The organism is Acidiphilium sp. MT5 (genome assembly GCF_054767495.1).
The window spans coordinates 1-19988 of record NZ_BAABMR010000006.1; the positions used below are offsets into that span (position 1 = coordinate 1).

Below are 19988 nucleotides of genomic sequence, written 5' to 3' on the forward strand. Positions count from 1 at the left end.
GAACCGTCAGATTTGTCGCACGCGCATGAAAAAATCAGACCAAATTACGAGTCAGACTCTAAGTCAGCCATCACACGCTCTCCGATACCGGACCCGTCGTTCCGCCTTGTGGATCAGCATGAACATGTCCGTCATACGCCTCACGAAGCCGATCTAATGAACCATGCTGGCCTGCCAAATCTGAAATTTCTCCGCTTACCAGCAGATTGCCTTCTATCGAAACGGTCGTTGCCTTCAGGACGATTGTTCCATCATTTTGCAATTTTATGAATGAGCCACTGGCGTGAACCAGCCAACATTCACCGACTGGCGCTCCGGGCGTCTGCGTTGTTGCCGACCAGACCGCGCCGATAATCACGCCTTGCTGCGAATCACCCTCTTGGCAGAGCATCAACACTTGATCGCCAGGCGATAATGGCGCAGCCAAACCCCAGCCAGCGCCCACCCAAGGTGCTAACACCGGGAGCCAGCCGGTGAGAATATTTTCAGGTTGAACCAGCACGCGAGCGGCAAATGCCTGCGGGTCAAAACTTGAAACAAGCCCAAATCGGGCCTGCCCACCCAACCCATCGAGTGCAGAAGCGCGGGCTTTCACGGCGTTCCAGAAAACATCCATCAGATAACCTGTGTTGCTTCAATGCGCTGAATAAATCCATCTACCGCATGAATGCGCCGTTCAACGCTTCGAAGCCGATAGAAACCATCAATCGAGCTTCCCGTGCCTTGCACTTGAACTAACGACGATGGCCCAAGCGTAAATTCGCCCGGCATAACGGCCCGCAGCAACACACTCTGTGCGGCCAAGCGTGACTGTTCAAATTGAGCACGCGCCAGCACTTGCTCATGGGTCAAATTGGGTTTGACCACCGTTACACCGGCGCCACCGGAACCACCCGACGTCGCAGTAAATGCCCCCTGCAGACGCGGATTCCAGCTTCGAACCGTCACCGAGGGCGACAACAACCCCAGTGCCCGATCCACCGTCAGCGCGACTAAATCCTGCCCATAGGAAAGAACCATCGGTGCAACCACAGGAGCCGGCCCAAATATCAGTGTGGAGCCTTGAACACCGACCAAGAAACCCTCAATCTCGGCAAGATCAACCAGCAAATCCCATCGGGTTGGATGGCGTGAATGCAAACCCAATGCCGAACCATTGTGTGCCAGCTCGTAATACTGTCCGATCGGTTGCGTGGTCGGTGTGATCTGGGCAGACAGCCCCGCAGCCAGCGCAAATTGGCCCGCAATAGCGCTTGATGTCTGATTTGAAAAACTTTCATTGATCTCTGCATCAATCAAGCGAGCCGTAAAATCACGGCCAGTCAGCAAAGCAAGTCCAGAACCAATATCGAGCGTCACTGCATCAATCTGACCCTGAAACACCGAATTGCTCCCAACCAATTCGGCCGTTATGCTCATGGTAACAGTGATCGTCGCCACCGCTAATCCGGCATAAAACTCAATTCCTACGCCGGGCGCATTCAACGCCATGACCAGTCGGAATCGGGCGGCGCTGAACGGCGATTCCTGCAAAAGCTCGAACGAAGTTGCCCCAGCAACGGGGATCTCATTGATCGCGACCGTTAGTCCAATACCCCGCGCCGAAATAGTTTCAGACATTGGGCACGCCACCACCAGCGTTCGGATCGACGGGTGGCAAGACCAAATTGACCTGACCGACTAAAAATGGATCCGCAAGGCCGTTGATTTGTGCAAGACGAATCCACTGGGTTGCATCACCCAAATATTGCGCGGCCAAGGTGAATAAGTTGCCGCCAATGGCTGTTATCGTCGATCCGCTCATGCTCCGGCTCCCGCAATATTCGCCGCCGCCCGGCGCAAATAGGCCTGCGCCGCCAACGCATTGGCCTGGACAGCGCAAGCGCCTGCCGCTTCAGACAATGCGGTGATCCCGGCCGGAACAACCATCGTCTCTGCCAAGGTCGCGGTCGCACTGCCCACCTGATTGCCTGCAAGCCCAATGGCACTCGACAACCCCGCAAGCGGTGCCGCGAAACTTACAGGCGAGCTGACACTCGTGCTTGCCAAAGGCACTCCTGCGGTTTGCGCAAAGCCACCAGCACTCGCAAGATCAAGCCCGGCCTGAACGGCTATTGAGGCAATGACTGAAACAGGATCCTCAACGACGGCAAGACGTAAACTATAGGGAACCCACCATGATTTCTGATAGGAGGCCGATAATTCAGTAATAATAACCGAATAGGCAAAATCACCCCAACTGAGCGGCAGTGCGATCCCAGCCGCCCGCGCCGCATCCAAGCTCTGCATCCGCAACGCCGCATCAGGCCCGGAAAAAATACCCCCAAACATGATCGCTTCTGCAGCCGCACCGAGACTATCGATAACCCGCCCACCGCCGATCAGCTCATGGACCGCAACCCGCTGTCCACCACCAAACACAATTTGTTCAGGAACCTCAAAGCCCCGCAATGTGACAGGGCCGAGCAGCACGCTTTGCTGTGCCGTCATTTTCGATCCTCACTTTGGCGTCCGTTAGAAACCGGGTTTGCGCCCGGGAAAAATCGGCGACAGCATTGTGTCAGCGCGCGTTGGGCCGGATGGCGGTCGCCGCGCCTCATCCCCGAATAACTGCCCAAACCAGCGCATCATCTCCTGTCCCGATCGTGACGAGCCAACATGGCCACCGTCTGTGAAGCCATGATCAACCGGCATCACGGACGGATCATGCTGCTGGCCCCCCGCCCGCAAGCCCCGCAAGTCATCCAACCCCAAACGCTGCGACACCAGGCGATCTCGCTCGGCAGAGAGATTTACTAACTGACGGGGGGTCGCTGATCCCAGTGAAAAAATCGGCTCTCCTGATATCGCTGTATCGCGACGACGCACCGGCGCCACTGGACGACGCTTCCGCTCAGCGGAAATCCGCACCGCAGTGCCCGCACGGGCCGCATAAGCCGAAATCCGCCCGCCCTGACGCCATGCGTGCCGTTGAGCCAATCCGCGCCGCAATATTTTCGCACCATGCAACCGGGGCGCTGCCGCCCGAGACTGCCATGACCCGCGCGAATCGGTTGATTGATATCCACCGGCCCATCGACGGGGGCGCGGCGCGGCGGCTAATCCGATGGTGCCGTCCCAGCGACCCCCAGATCGCCCCCCAAATCGCGCATAATGCGTCGCGTAACCTGCGCGACCCAACCGAACGACGGGCTGCGCCGGCCAGCGATGTGCTACGCGCAACGACCGAGGAGGCAGCGGCGCGAAATGATCGACCCGCTGAACGCTTCGCATCCGCCGTGCCCAGCTCCGCACCGGCGCAACGCCGGATAAGCGAGGCCGTGTAACCCGATGATAGCGTGGCCCTTGTTGCCCCCATTTGGCAGCCCATGATCCGCGCCGATCACGATAGTTCAAGGTTCGGGCTCCCACATCATCCGTTGCCAATCGAAATGCAACCCATCGAGTGTACCAAAACACACCACGAACGCCGTGCGAACGGCCTCATCCAACTCGAACGCTACCTCAAATGGCACCCCGCGCCCGACCAGATATAAACAGTCGATCAACGCTGGGTGCCGGCTTAGTTTCCCGCGGCGGCCCGTGTGGACGCTTCGTCCTCGCTACCGAGCAGCGCGGCCACGGCATCCAACCCCGCCTCGCCGATCCGCTCAACAGCATGCTCAACAGCCGCTTCGCTCGTTGGAAACAGCAAAGGCACATCATCAATCGCCGTCACCGCTGCGGCCAAACTCGCGACCCCTAAATATGCATCATTCATCGATAATTCGGGGCCAAGCGCTTTGAATAATCGCAACCGATCCAGCATGGTAATTGGGCGGATTTTCAACGTTCGGCCGACCGCATCAACGACAACCCGCTCGCTCATAGCCGCTTCCTGGTCGATGCGAAAAACTCTAATTTCTGGGCAACCGGCATGTCCCCCCGATAAACCCCTGCCGAACTCAGTTTGAACACCACACCATCAAACTGATAGGTCGATACGGAGCCATCCGTCTCCGTCACATATTGATAAAGGGTGCCTGGCGCGATGGCTTGCCCAGCAAAATAGGCCTGCTCAATTTGGGCAATAAAATCATCGGCGGCCGAACTCCCTCGGTCGAGGCTGAATCCACCTTGCCAGCCGCGTGGCAACTCCGCGCCAAGCTGAATGCCATCCAACCGATCAACCCGCACACTCTGCGTGACCTGATTGACTTCAAATCCCGTGACATATGCCAAATCGACCCGCCCAAACGGACCCATCACCACGAGTTGACAGTCGTTACCAACCGAAAAACTATTATACGGCATGCCAAACTCTCCTTATACCGTGCCTTGCGGCAGCGTTTGTTGACTGACCTGCACCGTCTGGCCACCCTGCACATTCACAATGAATTTTTCATTAATCGCCTGGTATAAAACCTGCACGTCAGCCTGCAGATAACCAAGACCTGTGCGTGATGCCGGGTTATTCGACAGGTCGCAAACAACTGCGAATGGCAAGGAACCATTGGTGCTCCCCAAAAGCCCCTGCGAGAGCATCGCATTCAAAAACGCAAGCAAGGTGGCCCGCACTTGTTGAAATAATGTCGCGTTGATGACTTGGCCAACATAAGCACCCATACCAGCCGATAGCGTGGCTGCAATATAATTAGTCAGCCGTGTATAATTGTCACCGTTAATCGCCACATTAGACGAACTATTATGCCCTCCTCGCACGCCCCAGAAATTACCACCGGGTTGCGGATTGGCGATCACGTCAATGCCTGCGGATAGCAAAGCCGCCAAATCTGCCGTCGCATAACTATTGCTGATGCCAGAAGGGCTTTGACCCGATTTTTGGCTTCCCACCACCCCATAAAGCGGCTTATTCAGCGACGATTGCTCGGGCGACAAATTAGCCAACCGCCCCAGCACAAAGGCCTGTGGCGAGACTAATCGTATCAGCTGATTCGCCTGATCATACCACCAAATCCAATCGCCAAACATCATCTTTGCAGCATAGGTGTCGATGCCGGCTGCCTGCTTGGTCGCCACCGCATTCGTAATCGTGTCGCCGGCCGGACCGGCCAGGATCATGTAGCAGCCTTCCTCAAGGCCAAAGGCAACGAGCACGCTCCACTGCGTTGAATCCGTCATATCAGCGAGCATCGCTAAGGTACAACCCTGGCTGCGCAGCGCATACATGCCCATGCGGGGCACAGTATCCTGCCCAACCAGATAACTGGCACCTAACGTCGCAACCCCATCACTCCCGGCAATACCCGCTGAAAACGGGTAAACCCCCGGGCTCGGCGCAATGCTTGAGGTTCCGGCAGTGGCCACCACCAATTGCGATGCGCCACGCAGCGGCCCGGTGCCCTGATTGACCGCATTGGCCATGGTTTGCCATAGCGCGTTGCCGGTTCCCAAGAGATTATCAAATACTTCGGGGGGTCGCCCCGGCATCGAAATCGTCAAACGCCAACTATTGACCGCAGATCCGGGCGACAATGTCACCGACAGCATATTGCCAAGGCTGCCAGTATAAATCGCCGTAAACTCAATGGCGCCGAACAACGTGACAGCCGCCGCCGTGTCCGTGCCATCGGTTACGCGAACACACCGAAAATTCCCAGCCCCCTGCTGCACGGCAATCGCAACCGCCGTGCCCATATCAAAGGGTCGCGCCATCACCGGACCAAATCCGAGTGCATAATCAGCCATCGAGCCGATCACCATCGGCTCATTCACCGGCCCCCAGCTCGCACTGCCCACAATGCCCGCAACATCGGTGGGCACGCCATTGAGCAGCAATGTCTGCGGCGGCACAATCTGAACATACAAATCCGGCACAATCAGCGCCGTCGTGTTTAACGCCCCAAGCGTGGTAATCGGCATGGATCAAACCTCCGCCAAAACGCGTACAACTGAAGCCGCATGCCCGGCAGCCAACAGCCGGGAAATCTCGCCAGGGTCAGTAATCGCGTCCCCCCGCTTGAAGCCGAGGAATGGCTTCACCACAACCAGCTTAATCGTCATCATATCCCCTTCAGCCGGCCAAGCCGGCAACAAATGCACCATTGGCGGTAATGCCGCCCACGCCGAACAACATCGCAGGTTCGATCTCAGCGAGCGTCGTCGGATATTCAGCAGCATAGATAAAATCACGCCTATATAACGATTGGTTAGCGCCCTGATCACGGGTAGCCCCCCCGGAAAAAACCAAATGCGCAACCGATCCATCAGCGAGTGCGACAAATTGCGGGGTGGCTAACGCACAATCAACCAACCCTGCCGCCACATCCCGTGTGAGCGGGTCTGGACACCAAAGCGATATTTGAAATTGCTGTTTTTGACGCTTGATTTCTTGTAAGGCACCCGCACCATTGACAACCCGCGCCGTAAACAGCCGCGCGGCAGGAACACTCAAACTTGATCCCTGATAATTGACAATCCAACCCGCTGCCCGCAACAAAGCAGCCAGGTTGCTGGCAACTGTTGCCGGCGTATCGGTTGGTTGCACCGCATAGGGAAAAATCGCGCCATCAACCGCAATGCCTGCCAATTGCCCCGCCGCGCAATATCCCGAAAATATCGCCGTCTCTGCCGCAACCGAGACCAGTAAGGATGCCGCAACTGGCGCCACAACCTGCCAAATGCGTGGAAACCGCGTAGTATTATGGATCGGAGCCGCATCAGGCACCACCGTCGCATGAGCAACGCCGCGTGCGAGGTCAGCATCCAGAACCGCACTGGGCGGCCAACCGCGATAAACCCGCCAAACAACCGGCCCGGTCGGGCCATGCACGGATGAGAGCGAATCGCTCCCCGCCGGATAAAGCGCGTTCGCCACGAGGGACAATAAGGCGTTCTCAACGTCTGATTGGTCCGCCATCACGCAACGCTTTCGGTCAAAGCCAGCCGCCAAACGCCTCCAAACCGCGCTGCCGCATCCACCACAAATTGGCGGCCTCGGCCATCGCGCACAATGTCCGCTACAAGCGGCCCGGCGCCGTCAATCGCTGCAACAACACCAACATAGCCAGGCAGTTTGGTATCATCGGGCAACCCCAACCGAGTGCGATCACTGACCCCACCCGGCATCAATGCAGCAGGAAACCCAGCCAAAACCACACGGGCGTCGCTGAGCAACACCGCGCCGTAAGGATTAAGGCCTGGCACGGCGGGCTGCGCCGTCCGCCACAACGTAATCACCTCGTTGCACTGCACCCCCAACACCGGCGCCGGCGCTTCATTGGTCGCGACCAACGATGTTCCATTCGGGCCGACCAAATAATCCCCAGCCTGCACATAGGCTTGGTCGAGCACAAGCTGACGGAACGGCACGCCAAATCCTGCGGGTCCGCGAACGCCACCCCCAACCGGCACCGATAACACCCCAAGCCGGATCATTCGCCGAGCCGGCACTAACGGGCAAGAGCCATCGATAGCCCGATAGGTATCACAAATGACGCCGGCCTTGCGGGCCGCCATACCACCGCCATAAGCGATGCGATCAGCCAGCCGCAAACCGTCCATCGTCCCCTCACACAATCAAAGAAATGCCCGAAGACTCCAGCGCAGGCCCCGGCGGCAACCCCAAGAACCCACAAAGTCGGCGGCGCCATTGATCAAACAGCGACGCCCGATCGTGGATTTCTCGTTTATTATGCTGCCAACTTGCCGCCGCGTCGGTATCGAGGTTACCAGACGCCTCGGGAATGACCGCCTCTAGCGCATTGAGCGTCGTCAAATATTGCACCACCACGACAATCTCTGTCGGGGCAAGATTATTCATCCGATATTCAAGCGTCCCGTAGGCTTGAAAAAATCGCCAAGACTCAAATCCCGCAGCCCCCGCACCATAAGCGGGATAGCCGCAAAAGCGCCGCACATCGACCTTTTGAGCATCGCTAAGAACCCCCGGTGCCGTCGTGACCGTGCTCGACATATCAATAGACCGATCCGTCGCCGCGGGTGAAAAACACACTTCCCGCTCCCGATGCCAACACAACACTCGCCGCCGTCACCAAGCGGCCAGCATCCATCAGCATCCGAGCTCCCGGCGGAACCGGCGTGTCACTCAACTGCGCGGTTGTCTCCCCGGCCATCCCAAACCGAACGAACGCGACCGAGGCCGCGCTGTTGAACACCAAGATGCTCGATCCGCCGGGCGGCAAGGTCACACTCGTTGCTGTCGCACCTGCCGCAATCACCGCCGTGCCCGCTGGCCTAAATGGCAAACTTGCCCCTGTCGACATACAAGCCTCCCTTAACCAATATGCTCGATCATGACGGCTCGTTTGAAATTGGCATTGGTTGCGGTCGGAACTTGCGCAGGCGTGGTGGTGGTGTCAGACGGCGCACAAAATCCGCCAATCCAATACCATGATTGTGCAATAATCTGCTGGAGGCGATCAATTGGTTCACGCGTCACCATCGCAACATTGTCAACAACATGAACCAGCGCCCCCTTGGGTGCGACATCATCAGTTCCGATCCCCGCGAAATCCGCCTCAATCAGAGCGCCTTTGCCACACACAATCGGGCGGCGCACCAGCAAACCGCCTAATGTCGGATGTGGCTGCACATAGGCCTCCGTGGTCGTGATGAATCGCAAACCTAGGAAATCATTAATCATACCCTGGCGAAATACCGAATTGGCCGAGGTGGCGCCCTGAAACAACTGCCGGAAATCAGGGTCAGCGAACAGTTGACGGGCGGATACCGGATCAAGATAACAATTATACACGCCATCAATATCTGGCACTGCGTTCAGGCGCAGCGCCGCGACGGCATCGAGCAACGCCGACATTGTCAGCATATCGGTCGCCTGCAATTGCCCGGTTGTCAGCCGCCCTGAAGGACGCTTGATGGAACTTGCTGTCGCGGCAATCACAGGGTTGCCGGCTGTTCCATCCGCAACCGTAATCGCCGTAGCAAACGTCAATTGCCCCGAAATACCACCCGGCGCAAACGAGGCATTGCTCATATCGGGCGTCACCCCAATCAGACTATACTCGTCACTGCCCACGGTGACAGATAGCGGCGCTGAGGGTGACACCGCGGTCTGCACGCCATTAACAAAAATCGTGGTAAAACCACGAATATCATCAACAGAAATCACAGGTCCATCGGCGGTCAGCGTGCTGGTGACCCGTGTATTGCCGCCAAAATACGGCGCGAAGAGTGCATTTCGGGCAAGCTCATCAAGGCTGCGCGCCGCCTGTTCACCGTTCGTGGCGGCATTCTGCAAAAACTGACTGGCGATACCAACGCGACTGGTGACCATGTTCAAATCTTGCGTTGCCGCATAAAAATTCAGCGTAACGGTATATTGTTCAACGCCCCAACCCTGCGGGATCAAACCATTATCCAAATTGGTATTCGTCGCACCTGCAATCGGCGTGGTAACCGAAGGTTTCAGGCCAGCCCGGGTTTTGGTGAGTGTCTCACCGATACCAACGGCAAAAGTCTCTCGGTCGGCAACCATCCGATAGCCGAGTTTGGAGTGCAGCGCCTGTTCGAATTCGCGCTCGAGAAACCCTTGCTGAATAATCGGCTGGAGCGAGGCGGGAAAGTTATCAATGCCCATGATCAAGTCCTTCTGCTAACATTGGAACGTGCAACATCGCCAACGCAGTCCCCTGCGCGGTCGAAACTGGTAATTTTTGTGAGATCGCGCATCAAAGATGCGCAAAGTCGGCGTTACCGGATCAGCGAAGCCCGCGCGGCCCGCCACTCAGCCTCACTCATCTCACGCGCATGGCGAGCACGCGGCGATTGCGCACGTGGCGCTGCAGCGACCGACGAGGAGGATGAGGACCCGAATAACCATGCTTTGGATTTGCGTAAATCCGCAATCATTGCAGTGGCATTTGGAACCGTGCCATCTTCCGCAAGCTCAACCTTATCGAAATCAAGAAGCTTCAACCCATCCAGATCAATCATTCCTGCGCGAATAGCTGCAATCTTCAACGCAGCGTGCTTCGCCAATTCAGACGCTCTATGCTGCTCCCGCGCCAACGCGGCTTCCGCAGCCTCAGCACGAGCACGCCAATCAGCGCTGGGGTCAGTTTCCGGAACGGCATCATCCATGGGCGTGTCAGTCATCTTGTATCTGCTCCTGTCTAATCCGGGCTAGCTCCGCTTCCACATCGGTGATCGCCATCTGCTGTCCGAGTGTCTTTGCAGCCGTCTCCTGGGAAATCTGACCTGCGTTCGAGAGTGTCGCAATTGCCTGCGCCTCTTTCAACCGATCATCGGCAGAGGCCGGATACCAACGCGGCCAGCGCAGCGTGATTGGCACATTGACGTCAAAAGGCGGTATCACGCCGCCACCAGCGATGATCTCGAATTTCTGGCGAGCGGCTAACACCATGCGCAGCAACTTGAGCAAGCCGCCCTCACCATAGGAAATTCGCAAATTATCGGCGAGCCAAATCAATCCTTGGTTCATCAGCTCCAACGCTCGCCCGGAGGGAGCCACCGCCAGCCGGTCGGCGTTGGCACGATTGCCATGCACACTCTCGAGCGCGAACTCGCGTAAGGTGCGTACATAATCGATCACCGCAGCAGATGCCGTGCCGCCAATCTCGAGCAGTTTCGCATCACCATTTTCGGAGACCACCAAAGCATTTCCAGCGCCTTTGATGATTTCTCGATCAGTGCTGGCCGGCTCTTTGATGAGTAAGGTTGGATCAGACGCATATTTCAACCCCCGGCCAACCTGCGATAGTTGATAATCAATCTCGATCGATGTTTCGATGGCAGGACGAAACGTACAGGCGCCATCAATTTCATCACCGCCGGGCAAATTCCGCACCCAAACAATCGGCACAAACCCAAGATCATGCCGTATGCTGCGTGTTTCATCAATCTGCCAGCTCCCGTCCGCATCAACGGGCAATGGGTCAAACCAAAGCTCATCGCTCGCCGTCCAGCGCCGCTGAAACCAATAGCTGACGGTGGGATCGATATCGAGATAGCCGCGTTCGATCAGTTCAGCACCCCGCACGCGATAACGTTCAGTTACCGACTCTAAGCTATCGGGAGCATCCGCACGCCAAGTTGGCGTTAAATACAACGTTCGTAGAACCGAAAAAAATAGCTTGCCACGCAACACCCGCATCCAGAGCGCGACCGAACCGACGGACCCAGCCAAAGCAGCATCAATCATCAGCGCATTGAGTTGGTTCTCACGGATTACGTCTGCCAAGGCTTTGATCACTGCCGGGTCTGGGCAATCGATTGCGGGAAAATGCCCCGCACTGAACAGCAACGCCACAGAATCTTCCACCACCATCCGGCACAAACCATAGCGCACCGAAGGTCGGCGTTGACGCAGCGGAATATAGTCACCAGCCCCATTACGCTCGTCCTGGAACGCATAGGGCAAATCATCATAGAGCGTGCCGTCCAACACCCGCTGATACATCGCCAAACGCTCGGCACGGTGCGGCAACGCCTGATCGGCGCCGATCAATTGGCTGATCGCATCGAACACCCTTTATCTCCCCATCATCTGCAAATTAACCCGCCGCGTCGGGGTCGGAACTGCACTCACACCCGCCAAGGCCCTGGCAAGCGCATCAACTTGATCATCCTTTTCGCTGTCGGGAAACTCGCGCAGCTCGGCCAGGAATTGATCTGTCCAAGCCGCGCGCATAATCCTGATGCGCCCAGACTGCATCGCCGCCGCAGCGGGTTGGGCCCGGGTAAATTTAGCGCCGGTTTCGGGGCTCGTAATCACGTTATAGCCGGCCAAAGCGCGGGTCAGCGATTGCGCTTGCCAAACACCCGCCTGGCCAGGGTCCTGCGGCAACGATATCTGCGTGGCGACACCATCCTGCCGTGCAGTGCGTAGCAAGACCTGCTCCACATCAGCCGGCCCCGCCCGCACCCGCACCACGTCCAGAACCACAAATTCGCCAGTTGCAGTCAGCCCCAGTTTAACGCCCGCCGTCCAATCCGGATCGCTCCGCCCATTGGCCGCCGTGGCCGCAAGGTCCCACCCGCGAATCTGGGCCACAATAGGGGGCGCAACATCGATCATGACGGCATGATCAACCGAAAACAGCTTTTGCGACGACCGTTGCGGAGCCTGCTGATACAATGCCGCAAAAGCACGCTCGCCCACCGCAGCGCGGCGCCGGGTCAGCGCATCGCGATCTTCCCATTCCGGCCACAGGGCCTCGCCTTCCGCGCGCCCCAACACGTCTCCAGCTTCAGCCAAAGCCGGCAAGCGCAACACGGTCCACGGCTCAGAGCCGACCATTAACCGGCCCGCTAAATCATCAGCATGCCAACGGGTCAGGATCAGCACGATCCGCCCATGCGGCTTCAATCGGGACATCAACTCAGCGCGATACCACTGATCCAGCGCATCACGCGCCGCCCGGCTATCGGCCTCGGCCCATGATTTAATCGGGTCGTCAATAACCACCAAATCCGCGCGCCGCCCGGTAATCGGCCCACGCACGCCAGCGGCGAAATAAGCGCCCCCACCTTGCAGCGCGAGCCGCCCAGCCGCCCGGCCATCACCACTCAACGTCAGGCCGAATGACGGGCCGTGCTCATTAATCACCTTGCGCGTCGCACGGCCAAAATGCTCCGCAAGGGAAGCCGTGTGACACGCCATAATCACATCGCTCGCCGGATGCGCGGTAAACCAGTAGGCCGGAAACAACACCGATCCATAGGTTGACTTCGCCGCCCCCGGTGGCATCAACACCATCAGCCGATCGGTCGTCCCATCGGCAACTTTCTGCAAATGATCAATCAGCAGCCGATGATGGCGAGCCGGAACCTCAGCCCGCGCGCCAAGCACAGCGCAGGCAAAGGTGAGGAAGTCGGTGCGCGGCTCCATCACAACGGCGCACATAACTCCAGCATGAGGAAATCTCTACACCAAACTGGGGCAGGTGCGAAAGCGTAAAAAACGGAAAGTTAGAATTATTTTTTCCGCGGCGATGAACTCACGCGCGTGAATTCACTGAAGCGTCAAAATTTCCCCATGCCCCCAGCACCCCGGCGTGATCAGCTTGGCAACACCGACGCGAACCGAATGCAACCGCCCATCCAGGTTGAGGCTCCAGAACGCCAAAAACCGCTGCAACGCCGGAAATCGGGGAGCCAAATCAAGCTCCTGCCATATATAAGTCTGCAACACCGCCGGATGATCCGGCAGATGGTAGAGTATCTCCGCAGTGGTCAACCGATAGTCATTCATTTGGCGTGTCAATTCCATCGCAACACCTCTTCGCTTGAAAGGCCTGGTTCCGGCATCACGTGGCCGGATCATGACATTGCCATGACACCCCACCCTAAAATCAAGAAAAATATCTTCGATTCAATACTTTAGCACTCAATACCCGCGAATGCTGCTCCGCTTGACATCGTCCGAACAGCATCCTAAATGTCTGGCACTCTCCCGATGAGAGTGCTAGCAGCCCGATGCCGCTTCAGGGTCGTGGTTGCCGGGCCTCATCTCAACCTGAACATATCCAGGAGCGAACCATGAAGTTCCGTCCCCTGCACGACCGCGTGGTCGTTCGTCGGCTCAATGCCGAAGAAAAGACTGCCGGCGGCATCATCATCCCCGACACCGCCAAAGAGAAGCCGATGGAAGGTGAGATCATCGCCGCTGGTCCCGGCGCGCGTAACGAACAGGGCCAGCTCGTCGCCCTCGACGTGAAAGCAGGCGATCACGTGCTGTTTGGCAAATGGTCCGGCACCGAAGTCAAGATCGACGGCGAAGAGCTGCTGATCATGAAAGAGTCTGACATCATGGGCATCATCGAAGCAACCGCGACCGGCAAGAAGAAGGCCGCCTAAGCCTGATCATCGGCCGTTTGTATCGTGCTCATTCTATAATTTTGAAGGAATAACCACATGGCAGTCAAAGACGTTCGTTTTGGTCCCGATGCCCGCGAGCGTATGCTCCGCGGCGTTGACCTGCTCGCTAACGCCGTAAAAGTCACCCTCGGCCCGAAAGGCCGCAACGTTGTCATCGAAAAAAGCTTCGGCGCCCCGCGTATCACCAAAGACGGTGTGACGGTCGCTAAAGAAATCGAATTGGCCGATCGCTTCGAGAATATGGGCGCCCAAATGGTGCGCGAAGTTGCCTCGAAAACCAACGATCTCGCCGGTGACGGCACCACCACGGCGACTGTGTTGGCGCAAGCCATCGTCCGCGAAGGCGTCAAAGCCGTCGCCGCCGGCATGAACCCGATGGATCTGAAGCGCGGCATCGACAAGGCCGTCGTCGCCGTCGTTGAAGAGCTGAAAAAGCGCACCAAGAAAATCAACAACCCGACCGAAACCGCGCAAGTTGGCACCATCTCCGCCAATGGCGAGGCCGAAATCGGCAAGATGATTTCCGAGGCGATGCAGAAGGTCGGCAACGAGGGTGTCATCACCGTCGAAGAAGCTAAGGGCATCCAAACCGAGCTCGACGTGGTCGAGGGCATGCAGTTCGATCGTGGCTATGTCTCGCCCTACTTCATCACCAACCCGGAAAAGATGGTCGCGGACCTGGATAACCCCTACATCCTGATCCACGAAAAGAAGCTGTCCGGCCTGCAGCCGATGCTGCCGCTGCTCGAATCGATCGTGCAGTCCGGCAAGCCACTGCTGATCATCGCCGAAGACGTCGAGGGCGAGGCCCTGGCGACCTTGGTGGTCAACAAGCTACGCGGCGGCCTGAAAATCGCAGCCGTCAAAGCCCCGGGCTTTGGCGATCGTCGTAAGGCCATGCTGGAAGATCTCGCCATCCTCACCGGCGGCCAGGTCATCAGCGAAGATCTCGGCATCAAGCTCGAAACCGTGACCCTGAATATGCTGGGCCGCGCCAAGAAAGTGCTGATCGAGAAAGAAAACACCACCATCGTCGAAGGCGCTGGCAAGAAGGCCGACATTACTGGCCGTTGCAACCAAATTCGCGCGCAGATCGAGGAAACCACCTCGGACTATGATCGCGAAAAGCTGCAAGAGCGTCTGGCTAAGCTGGCCGGCGGCGTCGCGGTCATCCGCGTCGGCGGCGGTTCGGAAGTCGAAGTCAAAGAGCGCAAGGACCGCGTCGATGACGCGCTGCACGCAACCCGCGCAGCCGTTGAAGAGGGCATCGTTCCCGGTGGCGGCGTCGCTCTCGCTCGCGCTTCGCTGATCCTCAGCAAGCTGAAGGCCGACAATGACGATCAGCGTTTTGGTATCGAAATCGTCCGCAAGGCGATCCAAGTGCCGTTGCGTCAAATCTCGGAAAACGCGGGTGAAGACGGTGCGGTGATCGCTGGCAAAGTGCTGGATCGTGACGAGTATGGCTGGGGCTATGACGCCCAGACCGGCGAGTTCAAGGATCTGGTCAAGGCCGGCATTATCGACCCGACCAAAGTCGTCCGTACCGCTCTGCAAGATGCGGCCTCGGTTGCTGGCCTCCTGGTCACCACCGAAGCCATGGTTGCCGAGCGCCCCGAGAAAAAAGCGCCCGCCGGTGGCGGCGCTGGCGGGATGGGCGGCATGGGTGGCATGGGCGATATGGATTTCTAATCCGTCGCTCCACTTCAAGCCAAACGAGAGGCCGTGGCGCAAGCCGCGGCCTTTTCGTTTGCCATCAGCCCGCACCGCAGATAAATCACCATCATGGAACGAGATCGTCTGGCCGCCTTCAGTGATGGCGTCATTGCCGTCATCATCACCATCATGGTGCTAGATCTGAAAGTTCCGCACGGCACCACACTCGCCGCCCTCCAAACCTCCGCGCCAACCTTCGTCAGCTATATCCTCAGCTTTATCTACGTCGCGATCTATTGGAACAATCACCACCATTTTTTCCAGCTCGTCCCCCACGTCACCGGCGGCATGCTCTGGGCCAATCTGCATCTATTATTCTGGCTCTCGCTGATCCCCTTCGCCACAGCCTGGCTCGGCACCAATCACACCGCCGCCATCCCCACCGCCTTGTACGGCGTTTCTCTCCTGATGGCCGCAGTGGCCTGGTATCTGCTGCAAACCGTTATCGTTCGGGCCCAAGGAGCAAAATCCGCCCTGTCGCAAGCCATCGGGCGCGACCTCAAAGGTAAATTATCACCCCTGCTCTATGCGCTGGGCATTTTTCTCGCCTTCGTCAGCCCACTCTTGGCCGATGCGCTCTACGCGCTGGTCGCCGTGCTCTGGCTGGTCCCTGATCGCCGGATCGAAGCCGCCCTCAAATCCTGATCATCCCGGTCCGGCCCTCATGAGCCGGCCCAAAGAGCTCAATCGCGCGTCTGCACATTGTCAAATCGCGGCGACCGAAGTCGCGCCAGCGCCGCCTGCAACGCCTGCGCCAATTCGCGCTTCTCAAAATCGCCCAAATGCGCCCCCACCGTCACGCGCTGCTGGCGGCCGCCCACCGTCAATACCGGCACACTCCCCCGCCGCTCCTCCAACATCGCGGTCAACCAAGCCGTGCCCATCTCCACCCGATTGCGCCGACCGCGCGGGTCCGTCCACGTCACCGTCAAATGGTCCTGGGTGAGCACAATCACCTCGGACGCCCGGGCCGCACGCATATTCAGCCAAAACATTGTCAGCGCCAGAATAAGCTCGCCGCCGTTAAAACCAATCACCGGAAACGCGCCCAATATGAACATCAAACTATTAACCAGCACCGATGCTGCCACCAGCACGCCACATAAGATCCCCATGCCGCGCCACCCCATGCTGCGATAGGGTCGCAATACCGCCTGAAACAGCTTGATATCCGGCCCGACCAAGCCAGGCTCCGCAATGTGCTCCATCATCTCCCTATTGTCGTATATATTTTCGTCCCCACAAGCCCCTTGCCAGATTAACGCCGCCTCCGCACAAACAATCCATGCCCCCACGCTCCACCTCCCCACGCTCCAACTCCCCAGGTTCCACGCAACCACGCCCCCCTCGCCGACGCTTGATGAAGCGCGCCGACATCGCACCATTCCTCACCGCCATCAGCGCCAACAATCCTACCCCGCAAACCGAGCTTCTCTACGACACCCCATTTTCACTCCTGGTCTCCGTCGTGCTCTCGGCCCAAACCACCGATGCCGCCGTGAACAAAGTCACGCCCGCTCTGTTCGCCGAAGCCCCAACCCCGCAAGCCATGGCCTCCCTCGGCGCCGAGCGGATCGGCCACCACATCCGCACCATTGGCCTGTGGCAAACCAAAGCCAAAAACGTCGCCGCCCTCGCCCAACTCCTGGTGGAACGCCATAACGGCACGGTCCCCGCCGACCGCGAAGCCCTCGAAGCCCTGCCGGGCGTTGGCCGGAAAACCGCCAACGTCGTGCTGAACGAAATTTTCGGCCAAGCCACCATGGCGGTCGATACCCACATTTTCCGCCTCGGCAACCGCACCGGCCTCGCCCCCGGTGCCACCGTTCGCGCGGTCGAAGATGGCCTAGTCACCCGCATCCCCAAATCCATGCTCCGCCCCGCCCATCATTGGCTCATCTTGCACGGTCGCTATCTGTGCAAAGCGCGCAAACCCGAATGCTGGCGCTGCCCCGGTGCTCGCTTTTGCACCTTCACCCCGAAAACCCCGGCTCCGGATGCGCTCTGACGACGCGCCACAATCCCTCTGGTCTCGGCTTGATCGCTCCGGCCGGTTTTCACTCTCGCTGTTGGCCTTATTGGCACTCCTCGGCCTTCTCGCCCCTTTGCTCGCCAACACGCAACCACTCCTGGTGCTCGATCATGGCGAAATCACGCTGCCCGCCCTGAATTTCGCCCCCGCCTCGCGCTTTGACCCCACAATGCCAGCGATCCGTGCTGATTTTCACGACCCAGCCTTGCGCCACGCCCTGCAAACCCAGCACGCCCTCATCCTCTGGGCGCCAGACCCGCACGGCCCCAACAGCCTCGTCTGGCACGCAAGCCAAGCACCCGCACCCCCAAGCTGGACCAGCCCCCTCGGCACCGACGCTGCCGATCACGATGTTTTAGCCGGCCTGCTCTATAGCCTGCGCTTCCTCTTTCTCGCCGGGCTTGGCCTCACACTCAGCGCGGCCGCCATCGGCACCAGTGTCGGTGCCTTGCAAGGCTATTATGGCGGCCTGCCCGATTTAATCGGCCAGCGTCTGGTCGAAATCTGGAACGCCCTGCCGGTCTTGTTCCTGCTCATCGCCCTCGCCAGCCTGCTCGGCCATAGCCTGATGACCCTGCTGATCGCCATGCTCGCCCTGAGTTGGACCACCCTGATCCCGGCCATCCGTGCCGAAACCCTGCGCGCCCGGCGGCTCGATTATGTGCGCGCCGCCACTGCGCTCGGCCTGCCCGATCATCAAATTATCCTGCGCCACATCCTGCCCAATGCGAGTGCCGCTTTGCTCGCCAACCTGCCCTTCAGCTTTGCCGGCGCGATTTCGCTCCTCGCCAGCCTGTCCTTCCTGCATCTTGGCCCCAGCCAAGGCGCTGCCGCCCTCGGTGCGCTCGCCGCCGAAGCCCGCAATCACCTCAACGCCCCCTGGCTGGCCGCCACCGCCATCCTCGGCCTTGGCCTCATCCTGATCCCCAGCGTCCTGCTCGGCATTTCGCTCCGCCAAGCGCTCGATCCCCGGCATCGTTCATGACCGTCCCGATGATCTCAATCCGTGCCCTGACACTGCATGATCGCGCCAAAACCCTGCTCGATATATCGCACCTCACCATCGAACGCGGCAGCGCAACAATTCTCAGCGGTCCGTCCGGCGCGGGCAAATCTCTGCTCGCCACCACCTTGCTCGGCCTCACGCCACCCACGCTCAGCCGCTCGGCACGCGAACTCACCGTCGCCGGCGTAAATCTGCTCACCGCCCCAACAGAGCAGCTTCGCCACCTCCGTGGGGGCCTGGTCGGCTTGGTGTTCCAAGAACCGCTCGACGCGCTGGACCCGCTACGACGCATCTCCGCCCAAATTGAGGATGCCATCACGCTCCAGCAACCATGGCCCCGCGCATTGCGCACTGCGCGCATCCGCGCTTTGCTCGCCGAAGTCGGCCTCACCCGCGATGATTATCCGCACCAACTCTCCGGCGGCGAGCGCCAACGCGCCGCTCTGGCCATCGCGCTCGCGAACAATCCACTCTTGCTGATCGCTGATGAGCCAACCACCGCACTCGACCCCGCCAGCGCCCGCGCGATCTTTGCACTGCTCGAACGCACCCGCCAATCGCGCAACCTGACCACCTTGCTGATCTCGCATGATCTCGCACCGATCACCGCGCACGCCAACCATCTGCATCTCGAAGCAGGCTGCCTCAAAACCACCCCTCCCATCCGCCCGGCATCGGTCCCGCTCGTCAACACCGCCAAACCCACCTCGCCAAACCCTGCGCCGCCGATCCTCACGGTGCAAAATCTCACCGTCGCGCATCTCAACCTTGCCCCCCTCAATCTCACGCTCCAACCCGGCGAAACCATCGCCCTCACCGCCCCCTCCGGCACCGGCAAATCAACGCTGTTGCTCGCCATCGCCCGGCTAATCCCTGCGCACGGTGATATCGTGCTTGATGGCGAAAATCTCAACCAAATCGGTCATACCACCCTGCGCCGCCGCCGCGCTGACTTACAAATCCTGTTCCAAGACCCCGGCTCCAGCCTGTCGCCGCGCATGACCATCGGCGCGATCATCGCTGAGGGACTGTCGCTCCATCACCCGGACCTCAGCCGTGCAACCCTCGCCACGCGCGTCGCCGCCATGCTGACCGACCTCAATCTGGCACCCGACCTTGCGACAACCTACCCGCATCGCCTCTCCGGCGGCGAGCGCCAGCGTGTCGCCCTGGCCCGCGCTCTGATCCTACGCCCGAAAATCCTCCTGCTCGACGAACCAACCACCGCCCTCGATCCCCCCAATCGCGATGCGCTGATCACGCTCTTGCTGGCGCTGCAACGGGCGCACAACTTCGCCTGCCTCATTGCCACCCATGACCATGCCACCGCCCAGCGCCTCGCCCACCGCAGCCTCACCCCTCTTCCCGCAACCATCACAACCCCATATACCGGAGCAACAAATCCCCCTTGAGGAG

The 19988-nt window shown here is 59.1% G+C and carries 25 protein-coding genes; 7 read left to right on the forward strand and 18 right to left on the reverse strand.

The window, feature by feature from the left end:
- Positions 1-70: 70 nt before the first annotated feature.
- The 4 genes from ACYUCQ_RS07810 to ACYUCQ_RS07825 all read right to left on the reverse strand — a co-directional run bounded on the left by ACYUCQ_RS07810 (position 71) and on the right by ACYUCQ_RS07825 (position 2490).
- Positions 71-616: a phage baseplate assembly protein V gene (locus ACYUCQ_RS07810; RefSeq protein WP_460253962.1), complete on the reverse strand. Its 546-nt coding sequence runs from the start codon at positions 614-616 to the stop codon at positions 71-73.
- Positions 616-1491 carry a hypothetical protein gene (locus ACYUCQ_RS07815; protein WP_460253963.1) on the reverse strand — a complete coding sequence of 292 codons (876 nt, stop codon included), beginning with the start codon at positions 1489-1491 and terminating at the stop codon, positions 616-618. Before ACYUCQ_RS07815 ends, ACYUCQ_RS07810 begins: the two co-directional genes overlap by 1 nt.
- Before the next feature lie 121 nt (positions 1492-1612).
- Positions 1613-1804 carry a hypothetical protein gene (locus ACYUCQ_RS07820; protein WP_460253964.1) on the reverse strand — a complete coding sequence of 64 codons (192 nt, stop codon included), beginning with the start codon at positions 1802-1804 and terminating at the stop codon, positions 1613-1615.
- On the reverse strand, positions 1801-2490 hold the full coding sequence (locus ACYUCQ_RS07825; RefSeq protein WP_460253965.1) for a hypothetical protein: 690 nt from the start codon (positions 2488-2490) through the stop codon (positions 1801-1803). The genes ACYUCQ_RS07820 and ACYUCQ_RS07825 overlap by 4 nt, the downstream gene beginning before the upstream one ends.
- A 168-nt stretch (positions 2491-2658) precedes the next feature.
- Here ACYUCQ_RS07825 and ACYUCQ_RS07830 point away from each other — a divergent pair, with 168 nt between their 5' ends.
- On the forward strand, positions 2659-2799 hold the full coding sequence (locus tag ACYUCQ_RS07830; RefSeq protein ID WP_460253966.1) for a hypothetical protein: 141 nt from the start codon (positions 2659-2661) through the stop codon (positions 2797-2799).
- A gap of 763 nt (positions 2800-3562) precedes the next feature.
- On the opposite strand, the gene ACYUCQ_RS07835 is transcribed toward ACYUCQ_RS07830, so the two are convergent.
- From ACYUCQ_RS07835 to ACYUCQ_RS07895, 13 genes are all read right to left on the reverse strand, one after another.
- A complete protein-coding gene (locus tag ACYUCQ_RS07835) occupies positions 3563-3868 on the reverse strand; it encodes a hypothetical protein (protein ID WP_460253967.1) in 306 nt (101 codons plus the stop codon).
- Positions 3865-4293 (reverse strand): hypothetical protein, encoded by a 429-nt coding sequence (locus ACYUCQ_RS07840; RefSeq protein WP_460253968.1) that lies wholly within the window; start codon positions 4291-4293, stop codon positions 3865-3867. The genes ACYUCQ_RS07835 and ACYUCQ_RS07840 overlap by 4 nt, the downstream gene beginning before the upstream one ends.
- A 12-nt stretch (positions 4294-4305) precedes the next feature.
- Entirely contained in the window at positions 4306-5862 is a 1557-nt protein-coding gene (locus ACYUCQ_RS07845; RefSeq protein ID WP_460253969.1) for a phage tail protein, read from the reverse strand.
- Positions 5863-5865: 3 nt separating this feature from the next.
- Positions 5866-6003 (reverse strand): hypothetical protein, encoded by a 138-nt coding sequence (locus tag ACYUCQ_RS07850; RefSeq protein ID WP_460253970.1) that lies wholly within the window; start codon positions 6001-6003, stop codon positions 5866-5868.
- Positions 6004-6013: 10 nt separating this feature from the next.
- Complete coding sequence (locus tag ACYUCQ_RS07855) at positions 6014-6859, reverse strand: hypothetical protein (RefSeq protein WP_460253971.1); 846 nt, start codon at positions 6857-6859, stop codon at positions 6014-6016.
- Positions 6859-7503: a hypothetical protein gene (locus ACYUCQ_RS07860; RefSeq protein WP_460253972.1), complete on the reverse strand. Its 645-nt coding sequence runs from the start codon at positions 7501-7503 to the stop codon at positions 6859-6861. The genes ACYUCQ_RS07855 and ACYUCQ_RS07860 overlap by 1 nt, the downstream gene beginning before the upstream one ends.
- 7 nt (positions 7504-7510) lie before the next feature.
- Positions 7511-7915, reverse strand: coding sequence for a hypothetical protein (locus ACYUCQ_RS07865; RefSeq protein ID WP_460253973.1), 405 nt, complete (start codon positions 7913-7915; stop codon positions 7511-7513).
- A gap of 1 nt (position 7916) precedes the next feature.
- Positions 7917-8225: a hypothetical protein gene (locus ACYUCQ_RS07870; protein WP_460253974.1), complete on the reverse strand. Its 309-nt coding sequence runs from the start codon at positions 8223-8225 to the stop codon at positions 7917-7919.
- 11 nt (positions 8226-8236) lie between these two features.
- Complete coding sequence (locus tag ACYUCQ_RS07875; RefSeq protein ID WP_460253975.1) at positions 8237-9559, reverse strand: DUF4043 domain-containing protein; 1323 nt, start codon at positions 9557-9559, stop codon at positions 8237-8239.
- Positions 9560-9672: 113 nt separating this feature from the next.
- Positions 9673-10077, reverse strand: a complete 405-nt coding sequence (locus tag ACYUCQ_RS07880; RefSeq protein ID WP_460253976.1) for a phage scaffolding protein — start codon at positions 10075-10077, stop codon at positions 9673-9675.
- On the reverse strand, positions 10070-11470 hold the full coding sequence (locus ACYUCQ_RS07885) for a phage portal protein (protein ID WP_460253977.1): 1401 nt from the start codon (positions 11468-11470) through the stop codon (positions 10070-10072). The genes ACYUCQ_RS07880 and ACYUCQ_RS07885 overlap by 8 nt, the downstream gene beginning before the upstream one ends.
- A 3-nt stretch (positions 11471-11473) precedes the next feature.
- Positions 11474-12832, reverse strand: coding sequence for a phage terminase large subunit (terL, locus tag ACYUCQ_RS07890; protein WP_460253978.1), 1359 nt, complete (start codon positions 12830-12832; stop codon positions 11474-11476).
- Between the two features lie 123 nt (positions 12833-12955).
- Positions 12956-13213 carry an usg protein gene (locus tag ACYUCQ_RS07895; protein ID WP_460253979.1) on the reverse strand — a complete coding sequence of 86 codons (258 nt, stop codon included), beginning with the start codon at positions 13211-13213 and terminating at the stop codon, positions 12956-12958.
- A 269-nt stretch (positions 13214-13482) separates the two neighbouring features.
- Between ACYUCQ_RS07895 and groES the strand changes: the two genes are divergently transcribed.
- From groES to ACYUCQ_RS07910, 3 genes are all read left to right on the forward strand, one after another.
- Positions 13483-13800 carry a co-chaperone GroES gene (groES, locus tag ACYUCQ_RS07900; RefSeq protein WP_460253980.1) on the forward strand — a complete coding sequence of 106 codons (318 nt, stop codon included), beginning with the start codon at positions 13483-13485 and terminating at the stop codon, positions 13798-13800.
- A gap of 57 nt (positions 13801-13857) precedes the next feature.
- Positions 13858-15510: a chaperonin GroEL gene (groL, locus tag ACYUCQ_RS07905; RefSeq protein ID WP_460253981.1), complete on the forward strand. Its 1653-nt coding sequence runs from the start codon at positions 13858-13860 to the stop codon at positions 15508-15510.
- 93 nt (positions 15511-15603) lie between these two features.
- Positions 15604-16179: a TMEM175 family protein gene (locus tag ACYUCQ_RS07910; RefSeq protein WP_460253982.1), complete on the forward strand. Its 576-nt coding sequence runs from the start codon at positions 15604-15606 to the stop codon at positions 16177-16179.
- Between the two features lie 38 nt (positions 16180-16217).
- Here ACYUCQ_RS07910 and ACYUCQ_RS07915 read toward each other — a convergent pair whose 3' ends face one another.
- Positions 16218-16745 (reverse strand): DUF2244 domain-containing protein, encoded by a 528-nt coding sequence (locus ACYUCQ_RS07915; RefSeq protein ID WP_460253983.1) that lies wholly within the window; start codon positions 16743-16745, stop codon positions 16218-16220.
- 149 nt (positions 16746-16894) lie between these two features.
- Here ACYUCQ_RS07915 and nth point away from each other — a divergent pair, with 149 nt between their 5' ends.
- From nth to ACYUCQ_RS07930, 3 genes are read left to right on the forward strand one after another with little or no spacing between them, the layout of a single operon-like run.
- On the forward strand, positions 16895-17542 hold the full coding sequence (gene nth / locus ACYUCQ_RS07920) for an endonuclease III (protein WP_460253984.1): 648 nt from the start codon (positions 16895-16897) through the stop codon (positions 17540-17542).
- Positions 17532-18551, forward strand: coding sequence for an ABC transporter permease subunit (locus ACYUCQ_RS07925; RefSeq protein WP_460253985.1), 1020 nt, complete (start codon positions 17532-17534; stop codon positions 18549-18551). Before nth ends, ACYUCQ_RS07925 begins: the two co-directional genes overlap by 11 nt.
- 8 nt (positions 18552-18559) lie before the next feature.
- Complete coding sequence (locus tag ACYUCQ_RS07930) at positions 18560-19984, forward strand: ATP-binding cassette domain-containing protein (RefSeq protein ID WP_460253986.1); 1425 nt, start codon at positions 18560-18562, stop codon at positions 19982-19984.
- Positions 19985-19988 lie beyond the last annotated feature (4 nt).